At 66.8% G+C, this 24846-nt stretch carries 18 protein-coding genes; 13 read left to right on the forward strand and 5 right to left on the reverse strand.

Going from position 1 to position 24846, the window contains the following annotated elements:
• Positions 1 to 164: 164 nt before the first annotated feature.
• The 3 genes from SOM26_RS14740 to SOM26_RS14750 are packed head-to-tail and all read right to left on the reverse strand — an operon-like array spanning position 165 to position 6173.
• A complete protein-coding gene (locus SOM26_RS14740; protein ID WP_320453461.1) occupies positions 165 to 1751 on the reverse strand; it encodes an efflux transporter outer membrane subunit in 1587 nt (528 codons plus the stop codon).
• A complete protein-coding gene (locus SOM26_RS14745) occupies positions 1751 to 4978 on the reverse strand; it encodes an efflux RND transporter permease subunit (protein ID WP_320453462.1) in 3228 nt (1075 codons plus the stop codon). The genes SOM26_RS14740 and SOM26_RS14745 overlap by 1 nt, the downstream gene beginning before the upstream one ends.
• Before the next feature lie 7 nt (positions 4979 to 4985).
• Positions 4986 to 6173 carry an efflux RND transporter periplasmic adaptor subunit gene (locus tag SOM26_RS14750; protein WP_320453463.1) on the reverse strand — a complete coding sequence of 396 codons (1188 nt, stop codon included), beginning with the start codon at positions 6171 to 6173 and terminating at the stop codon, positions 4986 to 4988.
• A 276-nt stretch (positions 6174 to 6449) separates the two neighbouring features.
• Here SOM26_RS14750 and rpiA point away from each other — a divergent pair, with 276 nt between their 5' ends.
• From rpiA to SOM26_RS14785, 7 genes are all read left to right on the forward strand, one after another.
• Positions 6450 to 7121: a ribose-5-phosphate isomerase RpiA gene (gene rpiA / locus SOM26_RS14755; protein WP_320453464.1), complete on the forward strand. Its 672-nt coding sequence runs from the start codon at positions 6450 to 6452 to the stop codon at positions 7119 to 7121.
• Between the two features lie 73 nt (positions 7122 to 7194).
• Positions 7195 to 9282 carry a transketolase gene (gene tkt / locus SOM26_RS14760; RefSeq protein WP_320453465.1) on the forward strand — a complete coding sequence of 696 codons (2088 nt, stop codon included), beginning with the start codon at positions 7195 to 7197 and terminating at the stop codon, positions 9280 to 9282.
• Positions 9282 to 10403, forward strand: a complete 1122-nt coding sequence (tal, locus tag SOM26_RS14765; protein WP_320453466.1) for a transaldolase — start codon at positions 9282 to 9284, stop codon at positions 10401 to 10403. The genes tkt and tal overlap by 1 nt, the downstream gene beginning before the upstream one ends.
• A gap of 75 nt (positions 10404 to 10478) precedes the next feature.
• Positions 10479 to 11477: a phosphogluconate dehydrogenase (NAD(+)-dependent, decarboxylating) gene (gnd, locus tag SOM26_RS14770; RefSeq protein WP_320453467.1), complete on the forward strand. Its 999-nt coding sequence runs from the start codon at positions 10479 to 10481 to the stop codon at positions 11475 to 11477.
• Entirely contained in the window at positions 11474 to 12307 is an 834-nt protein-coding gene (locus SOM26_RS14775; RefSeq protein WP_320453468.1) for a Cof-type HAD-IIB family hydrolase, read from the forward strand. The genes gnd and SOM26_RS14775 overlap by 4 nt, the downstream gene beginning before the upstream one ends.
• Positions 12304 to 13050 carry an HAD-IIB family hydrolase gene (locus SOM26_RS14780; protein WP_320453469.1) on the forward strand — a complete coding sequence of 249 codons (747 nt, stop codon included), beginning with the start codon at positions 12304 to 12306 and terminating at the stop codon, positions 13048 to 13050. Before SOM26_RS14775 ends, SOM26_RS14780 begins: the two co-directional genes overlap by 4 nt.
• Entirely contained in the window at positions 13047 to 13556 is a 510-nt protein-coding gene (locus SOM26_RS14785) for a biliverdin-producing heme oxygenase (protein ID WP_320453470.1), read from the forward strand. Before SOM26_RS14780 ends, SOM26_RS14785 begins: the two co-directional genes overlap by 4 nt.
• Before the next feature lie 154 nt (positions 13557 to 13710).
• Here SOM26_RS14785 and SOM26_RS14790 read toward each other — a convergent pair whose 3' ends face one another.
• Entirely contained in the window at positions 13711 to 15867 is a 2157-nt protein-coding gene (locus SOM26_RS14790) for a histidine kinase dimerization/phosphoacceptor domain -containing protein (RefSeq protein ID WP_320453471.1), read from the reverse strand.
• Between the two features lie 201 nt (positions 15868 to 16068).
• On the opposite strand from SOM26_RS14790, the gene SOM26_RS14795 reads away from it, so the two are divergent.
• From SOM26_RS14795 to SOM26_RS14815, 5 genes are all read left to right on the forward strand, one after another.
• Entirely contained in the window at positions 16069 to 17250 is a 1182-nt protein-coding gene (locus SOM26_RS14795) for an acyl-CoA dehydrogenase family protein (protein ID WP_320453472.1), read from the forward strand.
• 133 nt (positions 17251 to 17383) lie between these two features.
• A complete protein-coding gene (locus SOM26_RS14800) occupies positions 17384 to 18982 on the forward strand; it encodes a carboxyl transferase domain-containing protein (protein WP_414712068.1) in 1599 nt (532 codons plus the stop codon).
• Positions 18983 to 18987: 5 nt separating this feature from the next.
• On the forward strand, positions 18988 to 19260 hold the full coding sequence (locus tag SOM26_RS14805) for a barstar family protein (protein ID WP_320453474.1): 273 nt from the start codon (positions 18988 to 18990) through the stop codon (positions 19258 to 19260).
• The gene (locus SOM26_RS14810; protein ID WP_320453475.1) at positions 19260 to 21113 is read left to right on the forward strand and encodes an acetyl/propionyl/methylcrotonyl-CoA carboxylase subunit alpha; all 1854 of its coding nucleotides are present in this window, start codon (positions 19260 to 19262) and stop codon (positions 21111 to 21113) included. Before SOM26_RS14805 ends, SOM26_RS14810 begins: the two co-directional genes overlap by 1 nt.
• On the forward strand, positions 21110 to 21559 hold the full coding sequence (locus SOM26_RS14815) for a MaoC family dehydratase (RefSeq protein ID WP_320453476.1): 450 nt from the start codon (positions 21110 to 21112) through the stop codon (positions 21557 to 21559). The genes SOM26_RS14810 and SOM26_RS14815 overlap by 4 nt, the downstream gene beginning before the upstream one ends.
• Before the next feature lie 106 nt (positions 21560 to 21665).
• Here the strand turns inward: SOM26_RS14815 and SOM26_RS14820 are convergent, their stop codons facing one another.
• Positions 21666 to 23723: a TonB-dependent receptor gene (locus SOM26_RS14820; RefSeq protein WP_320453477.1), complete on the reverse strand. Its 2058-nt coding sequence runs from the start codon at positions 23721 to 23723 to the stop codon at positions 21666 to 21668.
• A 316-nt stretch (positions 23724 to 24039) separates the two neighbouring features.
• Between SOM26_RS14820 and ccmC the strand changes: the two genes are divergently transcribed.
• Positions 24040 to 24765 carry a heme ABC transporter permease CcmC gene (gene ccmC, locus SOM26_RS14825; RefSeq protein ID WP_320453478.1) on the forward strand — a complete coding sequence of 242 codons (726 nt, stop codon included), beginning with the start codon at positions 24040 to 24042 and terminating at the stop codon, positions 24763 to 24765.
• The last annotated feature ends 81 nt before the right edge of the window (positions 24766 to 24846 follow it).

The raw sequence follows: 24846 nt of genomic DNA on the forward strand, positions 1-24846 counted from the left end.
GGCCGGGGGCCAGTTGCGAAGGCTTCATTGATGGAGCGAGCCGGATCATCATCACGCCACCTCCGACTGGACCCCGGCCTTCGCCGGGGTGGCGCTCCGGATTGGATGGATCCAAACTCCAGGTTTTGCCTGGCTCCTCTTGTAGCGAGGGCCTAAGCCGAACGTCAGTTGCCCGGGCTTACCGGCACCGGGCCGTTGGGCGTCGCCTCCAACAATGAATCTCCGCCCAGCACGCGGTACAGCGTCACGCGATTGCTGGCGGCGGTCAGCTGGGTTGCGACCACGGTACGCTGTGCCGAATAGAGCGAGCGCTGCGCGTCCAGCGTGTTCAGGAACTGCGTCACCCCGCCGCGATAGCTGGCATCGGTCAGCCGATACGTGTCGCTCGCGGCGTTCAGGAAGCGGCGATTGGCACCGAGCTGGTCATCGATCGTGCCCTGCCGCGCCAGCGCGTCGGCGGTTTCCTGGAATGCGGTTTGGATCGTTTTTTCATAGGTCGCCAGCGCGGCATCGCGCTCCGCCTTCGAATATTCGACGTTCGCCACGCCTGCCCCAGCCTGGAAGATCGGATAGCTGACCGACGGTGCCACCGAATAGTTGAAGCTGCCGCCCGAGAAGAGTGAGGTCAGTGCGGTGCTGGCAAAGCCGACCAGGCCGGTCAGCGAAATGCGCGGGAACAGCGCCGCCCGCGCCGCGCCGATCTGGCCATTGGCGGCGCGGAGCAGATACTCCGCCTGCACCACGTCCGGACGGCGCAGCAGGATCCCCGAGTCCAGCCCGGCGGGAAGGGTCGCGACGGTGGGCGCGGCTTCCTCGATCGAGCGGGGCAGGAGCGCGGTGTCGATCGGCGCACCGACCAGCAGTTGCAGCGCGTTGACGTCCTGCGCGACCGCGGTCTTCTGTTGCGCCAGATCGGCCTGGGCGGTCGCCAGCACCTGTTCGGCCTGGCGCAGATCGGTGCGCGGCGCGATGCCGCCCTCCAACCGGGCACGGGTCAGCGTGACGCTGCGCTCGGCACTGCTCGCGGTCTGTTGCGCGATGGCGAGCAGGCTCTGGTCGGCACCATAGGTCAGCCACGCATCGGCGATGTCGCCGACCAACGTCAGCCGCGTGGCGCGTGCCGCCGCCTCGGTCGCGAAATACCGGTCGAGCGCGGCACCGGTCAGCGAACGGATGCGGCCGAACAGGTCGAGTTCGAAGGCGGTCGTGCCCAGATTGACCGACCAGGCGCTGCCCGACCCGCTCGTGGTGGAAACCGCGCCGCCGGTTCCGGTGCCGCCGGTTCCGACGCCCGTGCCGACACCGGTCCCCGTCCCCGTACCCGTACCCGTGCCGCCGGTGCCGGTCCCGTTACCCGTACCGCCGCCGGTATTGCCGATGGCCTGGCTGGCCGCGCCGCCCGAGCCACGGTCGGTATAGCTGTAGCGGCCCGTCGCATCGACCTGCGGGAACAGGCTGCCACGCTGGATGCGGTACTGCGCGCGGGTCGAGGCGATGTTGGCCGCCGCCAGCCGCAGGTCGCGGTTGTTGGCCAGCGCCTGGGTGATCAGCCGCTGCAACCGGGTGTCGCGGAAGACGTCGCTATAGCGCACCGTGGGCAGCGCGGCTTCTGACTGGCGGAGATAGGCGTCGCCGACCGGCCAGGACGGCGGCACCGGGGTGGCCGGGCGGACATATTTCGGGGCCAGCGAGCAGGCCGACAGCGCGGTCGCGCCGAACAGTAGTGCGAAGGAGGGGGACAGGATACGCATCAGGCCTTCTCGGCTCCGCTTTCGGGGGCAGGCTTATGGCCCGCGCCATGCTCGCTCATCGGCTGTCCGCGCAGGCGCGCCAGGCCGTTGCGGACCGACCGACGGACCAGCACGAAGAACAGCGGGATGTAGAAGATCGCCAGGACGGTCGCGGTCAACATGCCGCCGATGACGGCGGTGCCGATCGCGATACGGCTGTTGGCGCCCGCGCCGGTCGAGATGGCGAGCGGCAACACGCCGAAGATGAAGGCGAAGCTGGTCATCAGGATCGGCCGCAGACGGATCTTGGCGGCCTCCAGCGCGGCGTCGATGACTCGCTTGCCCTGTTTCTCCGCCTGTTCGGCGAACTCGATCATCAGGATCGCGTTCTTCGCCGCCAACCCCATCGTCGTCAGCAGACCGATCTGGAGATAGACGTCGTTGGTCAGGCCGCGCAGCGTCACGAACGCGACCGCCCCGATCAGGCCGAGCGGAATGATCAGCAGCACCGCGAACGGGATCGACCAGCTTTCATACAGCGCGGCCAGGCAGAGGAAGACGACCAGGATCGACAGGCCGTACAGGATCGGTGCCTGCCCGCCCGACAGGCGTTCCTGATAGGACAGGCCCGCCCAGGCGATGGAAGTGCCGGGGATTTGCGAGGCCAGCTCGGTCATCCGCTTCATCGCATCGCCCGAGCTGTAGCCCGGCGCGGCCGATCCCTGGAATTCATAGGACGGGATGCCGTTGAACCGCGACAGGGTGGTCGGCGCCACGCCCCAGTTGATCGTCGAGAAAGACGAGAAGGGCGCCATCTGCCCGCTCGACCCGCGCACGAACCACTGCTTCAGGTCCTCGGGCTCGGCGCGGTACGGGGCATCGCCCTGGACATAGACGCGCTTCACGCGACCGCGATCGATGAAGTCGTTGACATACTGACCGCCCCAGGCGGTCGACAGGGTCGAGTTCACCTGCGCTTGCGTCAGGCCCAGCGCGGACAGCTTCTGCTGGTCCAGGTCGACGCGCAGCGTGGCGATATCGGGCAGTTCGGTCAGGCGGACGGAGGCGAGCAGCGGATCGGCATTCGCCTTGGCCAGCAACTGGTCGCGGATCGCCTCGAACTTCTCCAGCGGCATGCCGGAGATGTTCTGCAACTCCATGGTGAAGCCGTCCGACTGGCCCAGGCCGCGAATGGCGGGCGGGACCAGCGCGAAGATCTGCGCGTCGCGAAGGCCGCGGAAGGCGCCCGAGGCACGCGCGGTGATCGCGTCCGCCGCGTTTTCCTTGCCCTTGCGGTCCTTCCAGTCGACGAAGTTCATGAAGCCCTGGCCGGTATTCTGGCCGCTGGTGCCGCCACCGCCACCGCCAGCGACCGTGAACAGGACCGAGACGTTCTTGCCTTCGTTCTTGGCGAAATACTGCTCGACCTGACGCTGCACCTCCATGGTGCGGGCCTGGGTGGCACCGGCGGGCAGGCGGAACTGGATCAGCGCCGATCCCTGGTCCTCGGTCGGCAGGAAGCCGGTGGGCAGGCGCAGGAACAACACCGCGAGCAGCGCCACGACGCCGGCATAGATCAGCAGGAACAGCCATTTGCGGTCGACGACGGTGCGCACGGCGGAGGTGTATTTCTCCACCGTCCATTCGAAGCGCGAATTGAACCCGTCCTTGGCGCGTTGCAGCCCATGCGCCACGCGCGGGAACTTGCGATCGAGCCAGGCGCCTTCCTCGGCCTCCTTGGACTTCTGCTTCAAGAGGGTGGCGGTGAGCGCGGGCGACAGGATGATCGCGACCAAGACCGACAGGATCATCGCCGAGACGATGGTGATCGAGAACTGGCGATAGATCACGCCGGTCGATCCGCCGAAGAACGCCATCGGCAGGAACACCGCCGACAGGACGAGCGCGATGGCGATCAGCGCGACGCTGATCTCGTTCATCGACTCGATCGTCGCCTGGCGCGGCGTCATGTCGGGATTTTCCTCGAGCAGACGCTCGACATTCTCCACGACCACGATCGCGTCGTCGACCAGCAGGCCGATCGCCAACACCAGTCCGAACAGGGTCAGGGTGTTGATCGAGAAGCCGGCCAGATAGAAGACCGCGAAGGTCCCCAGCAGCACGACGGGCACCGCGATCGTCGGGATCAGCGTGGCGCGCCAGCTTTGCAGGAAGACGAACATGACGATGACGACGAGGATGATCGCCTCGACCAGCGTCTTGACCACCTCTTCGATCGACAGCTTGATGAACGCGGTGGAGTCGTTGGCATAGGCGACCTTCAGGCCCGCCGGAAAGCCCTTGGCCACACGGGCGACCTCGGCCTTGACCAGCTCGGCGGTCTTCAGCGCGTCGGCGCCCGGTGCCATCAGCACGGCGATGCCCGCACCCGGATGCTGATTGATCCGGCTGACCGCGGCATAGCTTTCCGCGCCCAGTTCGATCCGCGCCACGTCGGACAGCTTGACGGTCGCGCCGTTGTTCAGCGTCTTGACGACGATCTGGCGGAACTGCTCGGGCGTCTGCAGCCGCGACTGCGAGGTCACGGTCGCGTTCAGCATCTGGGTCGATGCCGACGGGGTGCCGCCGACCTCACCGGCTGCGACTTCGGTATTCTGGTTCTGGATCGCGGTGATGATGTCGGATGGCATCAGCTGATAGGAGGTCAGCTGCTGCGGGTTCAGCCAGATGCGCATCGCATATTGCGACCCGAAGACGTTGGTGTCGCCGACGCCCTGGATACGGCCCAGCGGGTCCTGGAGATTGGAGACGAGATAGTCGGCGACGTCCTGGTTCGTCATCCGGTCCGTCTCGTCATAGACGCCCGCGATCAATAGGAAATCGGGGTTCGACTTGCGGACGACCAGGCCCTGTTGCTGCACCTGTTGCGGCAGGCGAGCGACCGATTGCTGGACCTGGTTCTGGACCTGCACCTGCGCGATGTCGGGATCGGTGCCCTTGGCGAAGGTGGCGGTGATCGTCACCGAGCCCCGGCTGGACGAGGACGACTGGAAATAGAGCAGCCCGTCAATGCCGGTCAGCTGCTGTTCGATGACCTGCGTGACCGAGTTCTGCAGCGTCTGGGCGGATGCGCCGGGGAAGGTGGCGCGGATCGACACCTGGGGCGGTGCGACGTCCGGGTATTGCGCGATGGGCAACCCCATGATCGCGCCGACGCCCGCCAGCATGACGATGATGGCAAGGACCCAGGCGAAGATGGGACGATCGATGAAGACGCGGCTGAGCATTGTCCGGTCAGCCTGCCTTGCCCTTGGCGGCTTGCATCTTTTTCATCTGCTCGGGCGAGGGGGGCTGGACCTTTTGCGGGCTGTTGGCGGGCACCGCGCGCACGCTTTGGCCGGGGCGCAGATTGGCCAAGCCCTGGGTCACGATCCTGTCGCCGGGCTTCAGCCCGTCGGTCACGACCCAGAAGGCGCCTTGCGTCCGTTCCGCCCTGACCGTCTTCTGCTGAACCTTGTCGTTCGCGCCGACGACGAACAGGGTCGCATTGCCTTTCGCGTCGCGCGCGATCGCCTGTTGCGGGACCAGATAGGCGCTGGTGTCGATCGCCTGCGCGAACTGGGCACGCACGAACATGCCGGGCAACAGCAGCCCTTGCGGATTGGGGAAGCGCGCACGCAACGTGACCGTGCCGGTCTGCTGGTCGACGACCGCTTCGGCGAACTCGACCCGGCCGGTCTGGCCATAGTCCGTACCATCCTCCAGCTTCAGCTTCACGTTGGCGCTGGCCGGGATCAGGCCGTCGCGCGCCGACAGGCTGCGGCGCAGCGACAACAGGTCGCCGGCCGATTGCTGGATATCGACGAAGATCGGGTCGAGCCGCTGGATCTGCGCCAGCGGATCGGTCTGGCCCGAGCTGACCAGTGCGCCGACGGTGAACAGCGAACGGCCGATGCGGCCCGTGATCGGGGCGGGGACGGTGGTGAACTGCAGGTTGACGCGTGCCGTCTCCAGCGCGGCACGGGTCTGCGCCACTTGGGCAGCGGCCTGGCGGGCGCTCGCCTGGGCGTTGGTCAGGTCCTGCTTCGAGATCGCCTCGATCTGCGCCAGCGGGCGATAGCGTTCGGTAAGCGTGCGCGTGGCCTCGGCATTGGCCTGCGCGCTTTGCAGGTTGGCGGCGGCCTGGTTGACCGAAGCCTTGTAAAGGCGCGGGTCGATCTCGTAGAGCGGCTGGCCGCGCTTGACGAGCGTGCCCTCGGTAAAGAAGCGGCGGCGGATGACGCCGGTCACCTGCGGGCGGACGTCCGAGCTTTCAAAGGCGGTGGTGCGTGCGGCGAGTTCGGTCACGATCGGGGCGTTGGTCGGCTGGACGGTGACGTAACCGACGGTCGGCGTCTGCTGCTGGCCACCGGCACCCTTGCCCTTGGCCCCGTCCTTGTTTCCGCCGCCACACGCCGATACGCTCACCAATGCGAGAGCCATGGCCGTACCGGCAAGCACCGGGCGCCCGCGAAAACCTGCAAAGTTCAATTCGTTCACCTGCCTGAGATTTGCCGCGGATACGGCCCGCGCCTTAATGCGCGAACCGGCAAAACGTTGCTGACGCGTGTCAAATTGCACGATCGAGGCTCGAAAAGGCAAGTCATGATGACCTGTCGGACCCGCCTTAATTGTCGCAACTTGTCGCGGTGCGGCAAAAGCGCGAACCTGTCGGTCATTCGCGGAGCCTTTGGGTTTCCGAAGCATTTTCAAAGGGACATGACGACGCCCGACACCGATAAACGCCTGGCCGCGGCCGCCGCGGTCGATGAAGTGTGCGACAATATGCTTGTCGGCCTGGGCACGGGGTCGACCGCCGCCCACGCCATCGCGCTGCTCGCCGAGCGCCGCCTGAACATCGAGACGGTGGCGACCTCGCAAGCCAGTGCCGACCTGGCAACCAGGTTGGGCCTGAAGGTTCGCCCGTTCGATGCGGTCGCGCAGATCGATCTGGCGATCGATGGCGCCGATGCGATCGACGGCCGGTTGCGCGCGGTGAAGGGTGCGGGAGGTGCGATGCTGCGCGAGAAGGTCGTCGCGGCATCGGCCGACCGGATGATCGTCATCGCCGACGGATCGAAGCGGAACCGGCGGCTGGGCGCGACGCCCCTGCCGGTCGAGGTTTTGCCTTTTGCGCGGGGTTTTGCCTCGCTGCGGCTGGCGCAGATCTTCGTGCGCTGTGTCGAGCGGCCCGATTACCGGACCGACAATGGCAATGTCGTGATCGACGGACATGGCTGGGACGACAGCGCGCCGCGCAGCCTGGCCGATGCGTTGATGGCGATCCCCGGCGTCGTCGGCCATGGACTTTTCCTGAGCGAGGTCGATGCCGCCTATATTGCGGATCAGGGGATCGTTACCCGGCTGGAACGGGGATCGAACCCGCGCTAAGGCGACCCACGAATGGCAACCAGAGCGAGCGCGGAAGCGTTCGATCGCACTTATAGAGGATGAGGCCAGTTTCATGACCGATGCCACCACCACCGCCGTGGCCGACAGCCATCTCCATGAGGACGGCTCGATCGAGCGCCTGACCATCGACACCATTCGTACCCTGTCGATGGACGCGGTGCAGCAGGCCAATTCGGGCCACCCCGGCACGCCGATGGCGCTGGCCCCGGTCGGTCACACCATCTGGTCCAAGTTCCTCCGTTACGACCCCGCGCACGCCGACTGGCCCAACCGCGACCGCTTCGTGCTGTCGGTCGGCCATGCCTCGATGCTGCTCTATTCGCTGATCCATCTGGCCGGGATCGAAGAGATCGACGCCGAGGGCAAGAAGTCGGGCAAGCCCGCACTGAGCCTGGAAGACCTGAAGGGTTTCCGCCAGCTCAACTCGAAGACGCCGGGCCACCCCGAATATCGCCACACCACCGGCGTCGAGACGACGACCGGTCCGCTGGGTGCCGGTTGCGGCAACTCGGTCGGTATGGCGATCGCCGAGCGCTGGCTGGCGGCGCATTTCAACCGCGAGGGTTTCCCGATCTTCGACCATGACGTCTATGTCGTGTGCGGCGATGGCGACATGATGGAGGGCGTGGCGTCCGAGGCCGCCTCGACCGCCGGGCACCTGAAGCTGTCGAACCTCTGCTGGATCTACGACTCGAACCAGATTTCGATCGAGGGCAGCACCGAGATCGCGTTCGACGAGGATGTGGGCAAGCGGTTCGAGGCCTATGGCTGGAACGTCATCCATGTCGACGACGCCAACGACGTCGCCGCGCTGACCGCCGCGCTCGACACCTTCAAGGCGACCACCGACAAGCCGACCTTCATCGTCGTGAAGTCGGTGATCGGCTATGGCAGCCCCAAGGCGGGCAGCGAAAAGGCGCATGGCGAACCGCTGGGCGACGACGCGATCCGCGCCACCAAGAAGGCCTATGGCTGGCCCGAGGACGCCAAGTTCCTGGTGCCCGACGGCGTGTGCGATGCGTTCCGCAGCGCCATCGAGGGCCGTGGCAAGCCGCTGCGCGACGAGTGGGTCGCGATGGTCGACAAGTACCGCACCGAATATCCCGAGCTCGCCGCCGAGCTGGACGCGATGCTCGCCGACAAGCTGCCCGAGGGCTGGGATGCCGACATCCCGGTGTTCGAGGCGGACGCCAAGGGCGTCGCCAGCCGCGATTCGGGTGGCAAGGTGCAGAACGCCATCGCCGCCAAGGTGCCGTGGCTGATCGGCGGCTCCGCCGACCTCGCGCCTTCGACCAAGACGCTGATCAAGGACGGCGGCTCGTTCCAGGCGGGCAGCTATGAAGGCCGCAACATGCACTTCGGTGTGCGTGAGCATTCGATGGGCGCGATCGTCGACGGCATGGCGCTGTCGCACCTGCGTTCGTACGGCGCGACCTTCCTGGTCTTCTCCGACTATATGCGCGCGCCGATCCGTCTGGCCGCGATCATGGAACTGGGCGCGACCTTCGTCTTCACGCACGATTCGATCGGCGTGGGCGAGGATGGCCCGACCCACCAGCCGATCGAGCATCTGGCGACGTTGCGCGCGATCCCCGGCCTCGACACGATCCGCCCCGGCGACGCGAACGAGGTTGCCGAGGCCTGGCGCTGCGCCGTCGAGTCGGCCAGCCACCCGACCGCGCTGATCTTCTCGCGTCAGGCGCTGCCCACGCTCGACCGCAGCAAGTATGCACCGGCCTCGGGCGTGAAGAAGGGCGGTTATGTGCTCGCCGATTGCGACGGCACGCCCGACCTGATCCTGATCGCGACGGGTTCGGAACTGTCGCTGGTGGCGGATGCCTATGAGACGCTGACGGCCGAGGGCAAGAAGGTCCGTGTCGTCTCGCTGCCCAGCTGGTATCGGTTCGAAATGCAGGACGCCGCCTATAAGGACAGCGTGCTGCCCAAGACCGTGACCAAGCGCCTGGCGGTCGAGCAGGCCGGGTCGATCGGCTGGGACCGTTATGTCGGGTTCGACGGCCGGACGATCACCATGTCGACCTTCGGTGCCTCGGCACCGCTCGCCAAGTTGCAGGACAAGTATGGTTTCACCCACGACAATGTCGTGAAGGTGGCCCGCGAAATGCTGGAGACCAAGTGATGAGCAAGCTGTCGGAACTGGGCGCCAAGGGCTGCGCCCCCTGGCTCGATTTCGTCGATCGCAAGTTCCTCGAGGCGAAGGGGCTGGAAAAGCTCGTCGCCGAGGACGGGCTGACTGGCGTCACCTCCAACCCGTCGATCTTCGAAAAGGCGATGGGGCATGGCGACGCCTATGACGCCACGCTCGCCGCCTTCGACAAGGAGAACCCCGGCGCGGCGACCATCGACCGGTACGAGCATCTGGCGATCCAGGACATCAAGGCGGCGGCGGAAACGTTGAAGCCCGTCTACGACAAGCTGGACGCCAAGGATGGTTATGTCAGCCTGGAGGTGTCGCCCTATATCGCCGACGACACCGACGCGACCATCGCCGAGGCCGAAAAGCTGTGGCACGCGGTCGATCGCCCCAATTTGATGATCAAGATTCCGGGCACCGATGCGGGCGCGCCTGCCATCTCGGCAACCATCGCCAAGGGCATCAACGTCAACGTCACGCTGCTCTTCTCGGTCGACGCCTATATCAAGGTGGCCGAGGCCTATGCCGCAGGTCTGGAAGAACGGGTGAAGGCCGGGCAGCCGATCGACAAGATCGCCAGCGTCGCCAGCTTCTTCATCAGCCGTATCGACTCGGCGATCGACAAGAAGATCGACGATCGCCTCGCCGCCGGTGACGCGGAGTCGGACGCGCTGAAGGCCGTGCGTGGCAAGGTCGCCATCGCCAACGCCAAGATGGCGTATCAGTGGTATCTGGACTTTCTGAAGTCCGACCGCTGGCAGGCGCTGGCGGCCAAGGGCGCGCAGCCGCAGCGTCTGCTTTGGGCGTCGACGGGCACCAAGGACCCGTCCTTCCCCGACACGCTGTATATCGACACGCTGATCGGGCCAGACACGGTCAACACCATGCCGCCCAAGACCATGGACGCCTTCCGCGACCATGGCACGGTGGCCGAGACGCTGACCGCCGATATCGACGAGGCCAAGCATGTTCTGGCCGAGGCCGAGCGACTGGGCCTGGACCTGAACGGCGTGACCGACACGCTTGTGGCCGAGGGGGTCGCCTCCTTCGTCAAGGCGTTCGACGATCTGCTCGGCGCGATCGGGCAAAAGCAGCCGGCGGCCTGAGCCTCCCGGCGGCCCCCTCCCCAGATACGGGGAGGGGGCCTTTTTACTTTCTCATGTCAGTAATGGAGTTCCCGCATGAAGATCGGTCTGGTCGGCCTTGGCCGCATGGGTGGCAATATCGCGCGTCGCCTGATGCAGGCCGGGCATCAGGTGGTGGCCTGGGATCGCAGCGACGAGGCGGTGCAGGCCCTCGCCAAGGACGGCGCGGAAGCCGCGACCGGTCTTGACGACATGGCCGGAAAGCTTGCCGACCCCAGCCTATCTTCTAGGGCGATCTGGTGGGTGATGCTGCCCGCCGGTGGCCCGACCGAGGACACGATCGCGCAGATCGCCAAGCTCGCGCGTGACGGTGACGTCATCATCGACGGCGGCAACAGCTTCTACAAGGACGATATCCGCCGCGCCAAGATGCTGGCCGAACAGGGCATCCATTATGTCGATGTCGGCACCTCGGGCGGCGTCTGGGGCCTGGAGCGCGGTTATTGCATGATGATCGGCGGCGACAAGGAAACGGTCGATCACCTCGACCCGATCTTCGACGCGCTGGCGCCGGGGCTGGGCGACATCGTCCGCACGCCGGGCCGTATCGCCGACAAGGTCGATGAGCGCGCCGAGAAGGGCTATATCCATGCGGGCCCCGCGGGCGCGGGTCACTTCGTCAAGATGATCCACAACGGCATCGAATACGGCCTGATGCAGGCCTATGCCGAGGGTTTCGACATTCTGAAGTCGAAGAACAGCGACAAGCTGCCCGAGGACGAGCGTTTTGACCTGAATCTGACCGACATTGCCGAAGTGTGGCGTCGCGGCAGCGTGATCTCGTCCTGGCTGCTCGACCTGACCGCGATCGCGCTGGCCAAGGATGAGATGCTCGACCAGTTCTCGGGCCATGTCGCGGACTCGGGCGAGGGCCAGTGGACGATCGACGCGGCGATGGAGGAGAAGGTCCCGGCCAACGTCCTGACCGCCTCGCTCTTCGCGCGCTATCGCAGCCGGGTCGAGCATACGTACGGCGACAAGGTGCTGTCGGCGATGCGCTTCGGCTTTGGTGGCCACACCGAAATCCCGCAATGAGCGATCCGGTTTCGGGGCCGATCCGGCTGGTCGTGTCGGACGTCGACGGCACGCTCGTCGACCCCGACAAGAAGCTGCGCGCCGCCACCATCGCCGCCGTCAGGCGGCTGGAGGCGGCGGGCGTGGGCTTCACGATCATCAGCGCCCGGCCGCGTTCGGGGCTGGGCTGGCTGGCCGACGAACTGGCGATCGATGCGCCGATCGGGGCGTTCAACGGCGGCACCGTGTTCCGTCGCGACGGCTCGGTCGATGCGCGGTTCCGCGTGCCGGTCGAGGTGATCAGGGATGTGCTGGCCATGGCGGCGGACAATCCCGTCGCCATCTGGGTCTTCGCCGACGATCGCTGGTACGCCAGCAATGCTGAAGGCACCCATGTCGAGCATGAGCGCAAGGCCTCGTCGCAGGAGCCGGTGATCACGCAGGACTTCGCCGCGCTGGTCGACAAAGTCGACAAGATCACGCTGGTCAGCGACGACGCCGAACTGCTGCGCGGCCTCCATGAAAAGGCGAACGCCGCGCATGGTTCGGCGGCGACCATCGCCCAGTCGCAAACCTATTATCTAGACGTGACCGCGCTTCAGGCCAATAAGGGCGACGGCGTGGCGACGCTGGCCAAAGCATTCGGCGTCTCGCTGGAGGAAGTGGCCGTGCTGGGCGACCAGGCCAACGACCTTCCCATGCTGACCCGCGCTGGGTTACCAATTGTCATGGCGAATGCACCGGACGCTGTTAAGGAACAGATCTCGGTACACACCCGTTCCAATGCCGAGGATGGCGTAGCCTATGCCATCGACACCATCATCATGCCCAGAATCGGAGTGTCTTCATGAAGCAACTGGTTGCGTTCGACCTCGACGGTACGCTGGCCGAAAGCAAGCAGCCCCTGGGCGAGCCGATGGGGGAGGCGCTGGCCGACCTGCTCGACGTCGCGCATGTCGCGGTAATCTCGGGCGGTGACTGGCCGCAATTCGACAAGCAGGTCGCGAGCCGCCTGCCGGAGCGCGCCGACCGTACCAAGCTGTGGCTGATGCCGACCACGGGCACGAAGCTCTACACCTATCAGGACGGCAAGTGGACCCCGGTCTATGCCGAGTTGTTCGACGACGCGACCAAGGCCAAGATCCTCGAGGCGTTCGACGCCTCGCTCGAGGCGACCGGCTTCGTGCCGGAACAGACCTGGGGCGAGCGGATCGAGGATCGCGGCAGCCAGATCACCTTCTCGGCGCTGGGCCAGCAGGCTCCGATCGACGCGAAGGAACATTGGGATCCCAAGTTCGAGAAGCGCAAGATCATCCAGGCCGATCTGAAGCAGCGCCTGCCGGGCCTGTCGATCAACATGGGCGGCGCGACCTCGATCGACATCACCCGTGAGGGCGTCGACAAGGCCTATGGCCTGAAGAAGCTGCGGGATGCGAGCGGCATCGAACTCGACGCGATGATGTTCATCGGCGACGCGATCTTCCCGGGCGGCAACGACTATCCTGCCAAGGAACTGGGCCTCGACACGGTGCGCGTGCGCGACCCGGAAGAGACGTTGGCGGTCATTGCGGGGATCGTCGCCTGCCTGAAGTGAGTGACAGCGCCTCCACCGCCCTGCGCGCCCGGACCGGTCCCGCGCATGAGGCGGTGGATGCCGCCTACGGCGCCTATCGGCTGGGCGATCGGGAAAGCTATGCGGCGTTCCTGATCGCCCACGCACGCGCGCTGCCCGCCGTCGAGGGATGGCTGGCGGATCACCAGATCGGGTTTGCATGGCGCGCCCGACGGGATGCCCTGTCGGCGGACCTAGCGGCGATGGGACGGGACATGCCCGACCCCCTGCCTTTCGATCTGGCCGATGACGAAGCCGCTCGCTGGGGCGCGCTTTATGTGACCGAAGGCTCGCGACTGGGCGGCGTGATGCTGGCCCGGCAGGTGGGGGAGGGGTTGCCCAAGGCCTATCTGGAGTCCGGCTTCGGGCCCGGCGAGTGGCGGGACTTTCGCCATGCGCTGGACGCGGCGGCGGAGGATGACGCCTGGATTGGCCGAGCGGTGGAGGCAGCGGAGCAGGTCTTCGCGTTGTACGGGAAAGCCGCATAACCAAACCTGCCGTTCAGCCTGGGCGAAGTCGAAGGCCAAGGGCGACCACCCTCACCCTTCCGGCGCTTCGCGCCTCCCTCCCTTTCCCATCGGGAGAGGGAGGGGGCCCGTCTGCGATAGCGGGTGGGAAGGGTGAGGGTGGTACGGTCTTCCCTCAATCCGCGATCGGCGCGATCACGATCGCTCGCAGGCCGGGCTGGTTGTCGTCATATTCGATCGACCCGGACAGCCGCTGCATCATCGCCGCCATCATCCGGCTGCCGAACCCGCGTCCCTGGCTGGGGTCCTCGGCCGCCTTGCCGCGACCCTCGTCCGCGACGATCAGGCGCAGGCGGTTGCCATATTGCTCCAGCGTGATGGTCACCGGACCGGCTGCGCCGTCATAGGCATATTTGGTCGCGTTGATGATCAGCTCGGTCGTCACCAGTCCCAGGTTGATCGCCCGGTCGGTCGGCATCAGCACGGGGGAGAGGTCGAGCCGCATCATCGCGGCCCATTCGCGGCCCATCGACTGTTTCATGTCGCCGACCAGATCTTCCAGATAGCGCGCCAGGTCGACGGTCTGGATCTGGTCGTCGCGGTACAGGCGACGATGGACCAGCGCCACGGCGGCCAGCCGCGCCTTCGCCTCGTTCAACTGTTCGCGCACACGGGAATCGTCGGCCGCCTTGGCCTGGAGAGACAGGAAGGACGAGACGAGCTGGAGGCTGTTCTGGACCCGGTGGTCCACCTCCTTCATCAGCACGTCCTTCTGGACCAGCAATGCTTCCTTGTCGTCCAGTGTCCGCTGGAGCGCGGCGTTCAGGCCGCGCAGGCGGTGGTTCTGCGCCGCGTCGTGAAGCGCGCGGCGCAGGCGATGCGCGGCCTCCACCTCTTCCATCGTCCAGCGCCGCGAGCGGCCGCACACCGTCTCGCGCCAGCTCTCGAACGAGGTGCGCGGGTTCAGCGTGGCATCGGGGGTCAGCGCGACCGACTTGTGCGGATTGCCCGCCCATTCGACCTCTTCGACATGTTCGGCGCGGAACCAGAGCAAGGTGACGCCGCCATCGACCAGCGGCAGTGCCATCACCCCGGCGGTCGTCGCCGCCAGCGGCGCGGCCTCGGGCATCAGCTTGGGCAGTTCGTGCGTGAAATATACGTCGCCGCCGCCCCGGATCGCGGTCCATCCGGCGATGTCGAGGATCGCCAGTTCGGGCGGGCAGGTGCCGTGGGACTGCACCTTGCCCCGATCGACGATCGCAAAGCCCGTCGCGCCCATCATCGCCATCATCTCGGGCATCAGGCGGCGGATGGCGGGGACCAGGTCGCCCATGCCGATGATCCGCGGCAACAGGTTGTCTTCCGCCGCGCGCAGGCGCAGGCGCTCGCGGTAGAGTTCGGCCTCTTCCTTCGCCCGGACCTGCCGTGCCAGCGCACTTGCCAACCCGGCGGCGGCGGCACGCAGTTCGGGCGACAGGCGGCGGGGAGTGTAGTGATGGCACGCGATCATGCCCCACAACAAACCGTCCTTGACGATCGAGATCGACGCCGACGCCGCCACGCCCATATTCTTCAGATAGCGGACATGGACAGGCGATACGCTGCGCAGGCTGACATCGCTCAGGTCCAGCGTCTCGAACCCGTCCGGCCGGATCGGGGCGGGGACGTAATCGACATCGGGGATGCTGCGCGTCTTGTTGCGGACATAGAGCGCGCGCGCCTGTTTCGGAATGTCGGACGCGGGGAAATGATGGTGGAGAAAGGACGGAAGGTTCGCCGACCGCGCCTCGGCCACGACACGCCCGGCATCCTCGTCCAGGAAGCGATAGAGCATGACCCGGTCGAACCCGGTCAGCATCTGGAAGGTGGTCGCGGCCCGGTCGAACAGCATCGGCAGGTCCGCGGTCCGCTCGAAGCTGGTGACGGCGGCGTCGATCCAGCTGAGCGCGCTGCCCTTGCCCCAGGGGGCATCGACGATGCCCGGTTCCAGCTCGATCAATACCCGCTCGCCCGCGACCCGGTGCGCGGTCACCGAAAAACGCTGGGCGATGCCGTCGACCGGCACGCCGGCGACCGCGGTGCCGGGGCCGATCGGCATGGTGGCCACCATCTGTGCGACTTCGTCGCCCAGCAGAGCGGCGAGCGGTCGACCAAGCCATTCGGGCGCCAGCCGATCCTCGATGGCGCCAGCTCCCGCGATCACGTCCAGGGTCCTGGCGTCCACCACCAGCATCAGGCCGTGGGGCTGAATAGCCCCGGGGATATGAATGGGCTCCCGATCGCAGGCGGTGATATCCAGGCTTGGATCGGTCGTGACGGAGCGCGTGGCCATCAGGCGAATAATTCCTCTCGCCCGATCACATGCCGGGTTTCATACGGGGTTGCAAATACTTGGAACGTGCAAACGATCCGATTTGGGATTGGTCGTGATCCCGTGTCGGACGATGGAACGAAGGATGGAACGAAGATTGCGCGTTTGGGTAATTTCCGTTTAAGGCAAGGCAACGGACTCAAAGAGCCGCTTGGAGAGGACATGATCGAAGATTTCGACTTCGCGCTGGGCGAAAGCGCGGACATGATCCGTGAGGCGACGCGCCGTTTCGCAACCGACCGGATCGCACCGCTTGCCGTGCGGATGGACGCGGAAGACTGGTTTCCCCGTGACATATGGCCCGAAATGGGCGCGATGGGCCTGCACGGCATCACGGTTGCGGAGGCCGATGGCGGGCTGGGCCTGGGCTATCTGGAACATGTCGTCGCGATCGAGGAAGTGTCGCGCGCTTCCGCGTCGCTTGGCCTGTCCTACGGCGCGCACTCCAATCTGTGCGTCAACCAGATCAGCCGCTGGGGCAATGCCGAACAGAAGGCCAGATATCTCCCCGGCCTGATCTCGGGCGAGCATGTAGGCAGCCTGGCCATGTCGGAGGTATCGGCAGGGTCGGACGTCGTGTCGATGAAGCTGCGCGCGGTGAAGGCCGAAGGCGGCTGGGTGCTGAACGGCACGAAATTCTGGATCACCAACGCGGCCTATGCCGAGACTTTGGTCGTCTATGCCAAGACGGGCCAAGGAGAGGGAGGGGGCGGAAGCCGGGGCATCACCGCCTTCCTGATCGAAAAGGACATGGCCGGGTTCGCCATCGGGCAGAAGATCGACAAAATGGGCATGCGCGGCAGCCCGACCGCCGAGCTGGTCTTCAACGACTGTTTCGTGGGCGACGCGCAGGTGATGGGCCCGGTGAACGGCGGCGTCGGCGTGCTGATGAGCGGGCTGGACTATGAGCGCGCGGTACTGGCGGGGATTCAGCTGGGCATCATGCAGGCGTGCCTCGACGTGGTGGTTCCTTACGTCCGCGAGCGTCGCCAGTTCGGCCGGGCGATCGGGGAGTTCCAGCTGATCCAGGCCAAGATCGCCGACATGTATGTCGCGCTCAATTCGGCGCGCGCCTATGTCTATGCGGTGGCGCGGTCCTGCGATGCGGGACGGACGACGCGGTTCGACGCGGCGGGCGCGATCCTGCTGGCGAGCGAGAATGCGGTGAAGGTTTCTCTCGAGGCGATCCAGGCGCTGGGCGGGGCTGGTTATACCAAGGACTGGCCGGTCGAACGCTTTGCGCGCGACGCCAAGCTGCTCGACATTGGCGCGGGTACGAATGAAATTCGCCGGATGCTGATCGGGCGCGAGTTGATCGGCAAGCTCGAAAAGGTGGCGCAATGAGCACGATTTCATTCCTCCCCAAGCTTTGCTTGGGGAGGGGGACCATGCGAAGCATGGTGGAGGGGCAAGCCCCTCGCCCCTCCACCACCGCTTCGCGGCGGTCCCCCTCCCCATCAGAGATGGGGAGGAATTGATGGGGGCAGTGATACCCTCGCGGCTGTCGCGCGACGATGCGGCGTTCCGTACCAACGTCGATCACAATCGCGCGCTCGCCGAACGTTTGCGTGCCGACGTCGCTAGGGCCGGCCTGGGCGGCAACGAAGCGTCGCGCGAGCGCCATGTCGCGCGCGGCAAGCTGCTCCCCCGCGACCGGGTGGAACAGTTGCTCGACGCCGGTTCGCCTTTCCTCGAGATCGGCCAGCTCGCCGCCAACGGCCTGTACGACGATGCCGTCCCCGGCGCGGGCGTGATCGCCGGGATCGGCCGGGTCCATGGCCGTCAGGTGATGATCGTCGCCAATGACGCGACGGTGAAGGGCGGCACCTATTACCCGCTGACCGTCAAGAAGCATCTCCGCGCGCAGGAGATCGCGCTCGAGAACCGGTTGCCCTGCATCTATCTGGTCGACAGCGGCGGTGCGAACCTGCCGCATCAGGCGGAGGTCTTTCCCGACCGCGATCATTTCGGCCGCATCTTCTTCAACCAGGCGCAGATGTCGGCGGCGGGCATTCCCCAGATCGCCTGCGTCATGGGGAGCTGTACCGCGGGCGGCGCATACGTCCCCGCCATGTCCGACGAGACGGTGATCGTGCGCGGGCAGGGAACGATCTTCCTTGCAGGGCCCCCGCTGGTGAAGGCGGCGACGGGCGAGGTCATCTCCGCCGAGGAACTGGGCGGCGCGGACACGCATGGCCGCAAGTCGGGCGTGGTCGATCATGTCGCCGAGAATGACGATCACGCGCTGTCGATCGTCCGCGATATCGTGGAGACGCTGCCGCCGCAGGTGATGCCCGACGTCAACCTGGCCGAGGCGGACGAACCGCTCTATCCGGCCGAGGAACTGTACGGCCTGATCCCGCAGGACGTGCGTGCGCCTTATGATGTGCACGAGGTAATCGCGCGGCTGGTCGACGGATCGCGCTTTCACGAGTTCAAGGCGCTGTACGGTGCCAGCCTGGTCTGCGGCTTTGCGCATGTCCATGGCAAGCCGGTCGCGATCCTGGCGAACAACGGCGTGCTGTTCTCGGAAAGTGCGCAGAAAGGCGCGCATTTCATCGAACTGGCGTGCCAGCGGCGTATCCCCCTGCTGTTCCTCCAGAACATCTCCGGCTTCATGGTCGGTGGTCGCTATGAGGCGGAGGGCATCGCCAAGCACGGCGCCAAGCTGGTGACGGCGGTGGCGACGGCGCAGGTGCCCAAGATCACCATGCTGATCGGCGGCAGCTTTGGCGCCGGAAATTACGGCATGTGCGGGCGGGCTTACTCGCCCCGCTTCCTGTTCACCTGGCCCAATGCGCGGATCAGCGTGATGGGCGGCGAACAGGCGGCGAGCGTGCTGGCGACGGTCCACCGCGATGCCGACAACTGGACGCCGGACGAGGCGGAGGCGTTCAAGGCCCCCATCCGCCAGCGTTACGAGGACGAAGGCAACCCCTGGTATGCGACCGCACGGCTGTGGGACGACGGTATCGTCGATCCGGCCCAGACGCGGGACGTGCTCGGGCTGGCGCTGGATGCGTGCCTGAACGCGCCCGTGGCGGAGGCACCCCGTTTCGGGGTGTTCCGGATGTAATGGTGATGGATTTGACCATCGACGGCGCGACCGTGGTGGACGAGGCCGATTTCCATGCCCGTATCCGCGAAGCCTCGGGCGTCGAGTGGTATGGCGGCAGCCTGGATGCGCTGTTCGATTTGCTGGTGGCGGTCGTGAAGCCGCCGATCACGCTGTCTATCACCAACGCGGCGGCCGCACGCAAAGTGATCGACGCGCGGTTCGATCGTATCCTGACCGTGATCCTCGACGCGGTCGCCGAACGGCCGGGTGCCATCATGTTGAAGCTGGAATCCTGATGATGAAGAGCCTCCTCATCGCCAATCGCGGCGAGATCGCCTGCCGCATCATCCGCACCGCGCGCGAAATGGGCCTGCGCACCGTCGCCGTCTATTCCGAGGCCGATGCACAGGCGCTGCACGTGAGGCTTGCGGACGAGGCCATCCTCATCGGCCCGGCCCCTGCGCGGGAAAGCTATCTCGACGCCGCGCGCATCCTGGCCGCCGCGAAGGACAGCGGGGCCGAGGCGATCCATCCCGGCTATGGCTTCCTGTCGGAGAATGTCGAGTTCGCCGAAGCCGTAATCGCCGCCGGGCTGGTCTGGGTCGGGCCCAACCCCGACAGCATCCGCGCCATGGGCCTGAAGGACGCGGCAAAGGTGCGCATGATCGCGGCGGGCGTGCCGGTGACGCCGGGCTATCTGGGCGAGGACCAGAGCCCCGACCGCCTCGCCGCCGAAGCCGATAAGGTCGGCTATCCTGTCCTGATCAAGGCGGTCGCGGGCGGCGGTGGCAAGGGAATGCGGCGGGTCGACGATCCCGCCGCCTTTGCCGAGGCACTGGCCTCCTGCCGTCGCGAGGCGGCATCGTCGTTCGGCGACGACCGCGTGCTGATCGAGAAATACATCCTGTCGCCCCGCCATATCGAGGTGCAGGTCTTCGGCGATCGCCAGGGCCGGGTCGTCCATCTGTTCGAGCGCGACTGCTCGCTGCAACGCCGCCACCAGAAGGTGATCGAGGAAGCCCCAGCGCCGGGCATGGACGATGCGACGCGCGACGCGGTGTGCGGTGCCGCCGTCCGCGCCGCGCAGGCGGTCGATTATGTCGGAGCGGGCACGATCGAGTTCATCGCCGACGCCTCGGAAGGCCTTCGCGCCGACCGGGTCTGGTTCATGGAAATGAACACCCGACTCCAGGTCGAGCATCCCGTCACCGAAGCGATCACCGGCATCGATCTGGTCGAATGGCAGTTGCGTGTCGCGGCGGGCGAGCCCCTGCCGATGGCGCAGGGCGACCTGTCGATCAACGGCCATGCGATCGAGGCGCGGCTCTATGCCGAGGATCCGGCTAAGGGCTTCCTGCCCGCGATCGGCACGCTGGAGGTGTTCGACCTTGGCGACGACCCCGCCATCCGCATCGACACGGGTGTCGAGGAAGGCGCGGAGATCACCCCCTGGTACGACCCGATGATCGCCAAGGTCATCGCCCATGCCGCCACCCGCGACGAGGCGCGCGAGGCGCTGGCCGATGCGCTGGACGAGGCGGTGATCTGGCCGGTGCGCACCAATGCCGGGTTCCTGGTCGAGGCGCTCGACCATCCCGATTTCGCGAGCGGCAATGTCGACACCGGCCTGATCGCACGTGAGGGCGAGGCGCTGATGCCGCCAACCGAACCGTCCGAGGAGGCGCTGGCCGAGGCGGCGGCGGCTTTGGTCGGGGCGGACGCCCTGTCCGGCTTTCGCCTCAACGCCGCCCCGAAGCGGACCGGCCGCTTCCTGCTCGACGGGCAGGCCATCACCGTCGATTTCAGCGAGGCGGGCGAGGTGCCCGCTTCGCCGACCGACGAGGTGCTGATCTCCGAAGGTGGGCAGAGCTGGTCCTTCACCCGCTGGCGCGCCGACGGGCTGGCGGCGGGCGGCGCGGGCGACGGTGCCATCCTGTCGCCCATGCCCGGACGCATCATCGCGGTCGCGGTCGCCGAGGGTCAGGCGGTGGGTGCGGGCCAGCCGCTCGTCACGCTGGAGGCGATGAAGATGGAACATGTCCTGACCGCGCCCTTCGACGGCATCGTCACCGACCTGACGGCCGAGACGGGCGGGCAGGTGGCCGAGGGCGTGGCGCTGGTCCGTATCGTTGCGGAGGATGCGGCATGAGCGGACGCTTCTTCGACGAATGGGTGATCGGCGACCGGATCGAGCACCCGATCCGCCGCACCGTCACCGAGACGGACAACCTCCTATTCTCGACCATGACCCATAATCCGCAGCCGCTGCACATCGACGCGGAGGCGGCGAAGGCCAGCGAATTCGGGCGGATCCTCGTCAACGGCACCTTCACCTTCTCGCTGATGGTCGGCCTGTCGGTGGGGGAGACGACTCTGGGCACGCTGGTCGCGAACCTGGGCTATGACGAACTGGTCATGCCCGCACCGGTGTTTCTGGGCGACACGCTGCGTGCGACGAGCGAGGTGACGGCCCTGCGCGAGAGCAAGTCGCGGCCCGGTGCGGGGCTGGTGACGTTCCGGCACGAGGCGCTGAATCAGCGCGACGAGGTGGTGTGCCGGTGTTTGCGGACGGCATTGGTGAAGAAGCGGGGATAGGGTGGGGCGTGGCCTTCGACTTCGCTCGGGCTGAACGGTCGGTTGGAATAGACAAACTCCCAAAACTCCGTTCAGCCTGAGCGCAGTCGAAGGCCAACGGAAACCCTCACAACCGCGTCCGAACCCCGATCCACACGGTGCGCGGCGTCGCCCGCTCGATCAGCCCCGCGCCGCTATACGCCGCTTCCACCCGCGCATCGGCGAGGTTCTCCGCCCGCGCCTCGATCAGCCAGCCACGAAACGCCGGCACCGCCGCATAGGCGTCCAGCGTCGTCGCGGGGGCCAGCGAGCGGATATTCTGATCGTCCTCGAACTGTCGACCGACATGGCGCAGCGTCCCGCTCAGCACCGCACCGCGCCGCTCGATGGCGAGCGTGCCGGAAAACTGGTCGCGCGGAGTCTGTGCCGGGCGAAGGCCGTCGAGCGGCGCGGCTGTGCCCGACGCCTCGACCCGCGCGCCGATATGCGACCAGGACGCGCGGGCGCTGACCGGGCCGGCCGCTGCATTCGCCTCCAGCTCGAAGCCCTGCGACCGGATCGCGTCCAAATTTTGCCGCATCCGATAGACCCCGTTCGCCGCGACGAAGCCGACGCCGGGGAACGTCCCCGGCCCACGCCCCATCGTCACATTGGCGATCGCATCGGTCAGCCGGTTGAAGAAATAGGTGCCCGACAGCCGCAGGCCTGCCGCCGGGGTCAGGTCGAACCCGCCCTCGACGCCTTCGACCCGCTCGGGGTTCAACGCAGCGTTGGCGCCGGTCGCGTCGGCTCCGGCGCGAAAGGGCCGGTATAGTTCGTTGAGCGTCGGCAAGCGCCACCCGCGATAGGCCGCCGCGCGCAGGGTCAACGGCGCGATTGGACGTACCGCCGCGCCCAGCCGTCCGGTGAATTCCTGCCCCGACCGATCGGGGAAATCAGTATCGGTCAGCACCGCGCCGGTCGCCAACACGCCCTCGTCCAGCCGACCGTTGCGGATGCGCCAGTCGTCCACCCGCGCTGCGGCGGTGACGGTCAGCACGCCCGCCTCCACGCTGCCGTCCGCGAACAGCCCCATGGTCCGCGTCGCGCCGCCCGCTTCGCGCCGCCGGGTGGGGAGGCCCGCGACATAGGTATAGAGTTCCTGCGTCCGCCCGCTGGTGTCGCGAACATCGCCGCCCAGACGCAGCTTCACGGCATCGCCGAGCGGCGGCGACACCTCGATCCGACCGCCCAGCCCGGTGGCGGGGACGCTATACTGGTCGAGCGTGAGCGTCGCCGCCGTGCGCGCGGCATTGACGCTGGCATAGCGCGAGGCGAATTGCCGCGTCTGGACATAGGCCAGTGCCGACCAGCCCCAGGCCCCGCGCCCGACCAGCCGCACGCTGGCATCCGCACCGTCCGAGCGGTTGTCGGTAAAGTCCGTCCCCCGGTCGCGCGCATCGTGGAAGGCGGCCAGCGTCATCTGCAATTCGGTCGAGGGTGCGATCCCGACGACGCCGCGCGCCGCCCCCGAATATTGTTCATAAGGGGCGGGTCGGTCGGCGGGGCCGCGCTGTTCCCGGACGATGGGCGTGAAGCCATCGCCGCGCGCATAGGCGCCCGAGACGGTCAGGAAGCCGCCGTCGCGAACCAGCGAGGCCGAGCCCTGCGCATCGACCGAATCGCGGCTGCCATAGGAAAGCGCGAGATCGAGCGGGGAGAGCTGGTCGGGCGTTGCGCTGTCCATCTCGATCGTCCCGGCCAGTGCGCCCGGGCCCCAAAATCCCGAACCGCCCCCGCGCGTCATGCGGATGCGGCCGAGCCGCCCGGTCGCATAGGCGGGAAAGACCACCCAGCCACCGAAAGGATCGGCCTGCGGTACGCCGTCCAGCACCAGCAGCGCCCGACTCGACGCATTGCCGCCCAGGCCGCGCAGCGTGATCCCCTGCGACGTGGGATGCGCCGAGCGGCTGTCCGAACGGCGAAACTGCTGCAGCCCGGCGACATCGGACAGGACATTCTCCAGCCGTTGCGAGGCGTTCTGCGTGATCCGGTCGCGGTCGATCGTCACGACGTCCAGCGCCCGGTCGCCCGGCTGGTCGGCCAGGCCCCGGCCGGTGACGATGATGGTGTCGGTGGTCTGGGCGGGGAGGGTGGCCGGGGCGAGAATGAGGGCGAGCAGAGGCAGGCGGTGGATGGCAGGCATGGTGTGTGGTGGTCCCCTTTGCTCCCTTAATAGGGATGTCACGGAGTGAAGACGAATAATGACGTCAACAGGTCCACGGATGTGTGACCCACGCCCCTCCCGCAAGCGGGAGGGGATGGGGGAGGGAAAGCCACAAGCGACGGTCTCGGTGAGACTTCATTCCCTCCCCAAACCCAGTTTCAGATAAACGATGCCCCGAATCTTTTAGGTCATGCCGGGGGTATGACCGACCTGAAAGTCGCTTTCGAGAGGGACGTGAAGAAGAAGGGAGAAGGCGGATGACGCGCTCGAAAAACCCCCTTACAGTCCCGTCATCGTGGCCACCCTACACACCCTTGCCAACCCTGCGCGTTTCCTGAAGATCGCTCGTCCGCTGACCGGGATTTTCCTGGGGCTGGGCATCGTGCTGATCGCGGTTGCGGTCTGGGCGGGGCTGGCGCTGACGCCGCCCGATTATCTTCAGGGGGAGACGGTGCGAATCCTCTACATCCATGTGCCCGCCGCCTGGCTGGGCATGGCGGGGTGGAGTGGGATCGCGGTTGCCAGCCTGTCGCTGATCGTGTGGCGGCATCCGCTGGCGCAGGTCGCCGCGCGCGCCATCGCCTGGCCGGGCGCGGTGTTCGCCGCCCTGTGCCTGGCGACCGGATCGATCTGGGGACGGCCGACCTGGGGGACGTGGTGGCAATGGGACGGGCGGCTGACCTCGATGCTGCTGCTGCTGTTCGTCTATCTCGGCTATATCGCACTCGCGCGCGCGGATGCCGACCGGGGTGGCGACGGGCGGATCCCGGCTTTGTACGGACTGGCGGGGACTGCGCTGCTGCCGGTCATTCGTTATTCGGTGGTGTGGTGGAACACGCTGCACCAGGGCCAGTCGATCGGGCTGACCGGCTCCAGCATCGACAAGTCCCTGCTCTGGCCGCTGCCCATCGCGCTCGCCGGCTTCACCTTCCTGTTCGCGGCCATCGTGCTGATGCGGATGCGCACCCTGCTGGCGCAGGCCAAGGCCGAGGCGCGGATGCGGCGGATGGCGCGCGCATGAACCAGATGGCCTTTGTCGCGGCGGCCTATGCGGTCATGCTGGGTGGCACGGGTGCGCTCACCCTGATCAGCTATCTGGCGA

Origin of the sequence: Sphingomonas sp. CFBP8993 (assembly GCF_034044895.1) — a bacterium.
GTDB lineage: Bacteria > Pseudomonadota > Alphaproteobacteria > Sphingomonadales > Sphingomonadaceae > Sphingomonas.

What these genes read in the sequence shown, in the direction of transcription:
- SOM26_RS14780 (WP_320453469.1), top strand. Translation starts at nt 12,304, where the DNA reads ATGAAGCAACTGGTTGCGTTCGACCTCGACGGTACGCTGGCCGAAAGC.
- rpiA (WP_320453464.1), top strand. Translation starts at nt 6,450, where the DNA reads ATGACGACGCCCGACACCGATAAACGCCTGGCCGCGGCCGCCGCGGTC.
- SOM26_RS14795 (WP_320453472.1), top strand. Translation starts at nt 16,069, where the DNA reads ATGATCGAAGATTTCGACTTCGCGCTGGGCGAAAGCGCGGACATGATC.
- SOM26_RS14750 (WP_320453463.1), bottom strand. Translation starts at nt 6,173, where the DNA reads ATGGCTCTCGCATTGGTGAGCGTATCGGCGTGTGGCGGCGGAAACAAG.
- SOM26_RS14815 (WP_320453476.1), top strand. Translation starts at nt 21,110, where the DNA reads ATGAGCGGACGCTTCTTCGACGAATGGGTGATCGGCGACCGGATCGAG.
- SOM26_RS14810 (WP_320453475.1), top strand. Translation starts at nt 19,260, where the DNA reads ATGATGAAGAGCCTCCTCATCGCCAATCGCGGCGAGATCGCCTGCCGC.
- tal (WP_320453466.1), top strand. Translation starts at nt 9,282, where the DNA reads ATGAGCAAGCTGTCGGAACTGGGCGCCAAGGGCTGCGCCCCCTGGCTC.
- gnd (WP_320453467.1), top strand. Translation starts at nt 10,479, where the DNA reads ATGAAGATCGGTCTGGTCGGCCTTGGCCGCATGGGTGGCAATATCGCG.
- SOM26_RS14820 (WP_320453477.1), bottom strand. Translation starts at nt 23,723, where the DNA reads ATGCCTGCCATCCACCGCCTGCCTCTGCTCGCCCTCATTCTCGCCCCG.
- SOM26_RS14805 (WP_320453474.1), top strand. Translation starts at nt 18,988, where the DNA reads ATGGATTTGACCATCGACGGCGCGACCGTGGTGGACGAGGCCGATTTC.
- SOM26_RS14775 (WP_320453468.1), top strand. Translation starts at nt 11,474, where the DNA reads ATGAGCGATCCGGTTTCGGGGCCGATCCGGCTGGTCGTGTCGGACGTC.
- SOM26_RS14740 (WP_320453461.1), bottom strand. Translation starts at nt 1,751, where the DNA reads ATGCGTATCCTGTCCCCCTCCTTCGCACTACTGTTCGGCGCGACCGCG.
- SOM26_RS14800 (WP_414712068.1), top strand. Translation starts at nt 17,384, where the DNA reads ATGGGGGCAGTGATACCCTCGCGGCTGTCGCGCGACGATGCGGCGTTC.
- SOM26_RS14790 (WP_320453471.1), bottom strand. Translation starts at nt 15,867, where the DNA reads ATGGCCACGCGCTCCGTCACGACCGATCCAAGCCTGGATATCACCGCC.
- tkt (WP_320453465.1), top strand. Translation starts at nt 7,195, where the DNA reads ATGACCGATGCCACCACCACCGCCGTGGCCGACAGCCATCTCCATGAG.
- SOM26_RS14745 (WP_320453462.1), bottom strand. Translation starts at nt 4,978, where the DNA reads ATGCTCAGCCGCGTCTTCATCGATCGTCCCATCTTCGCCTGGGTCCTT.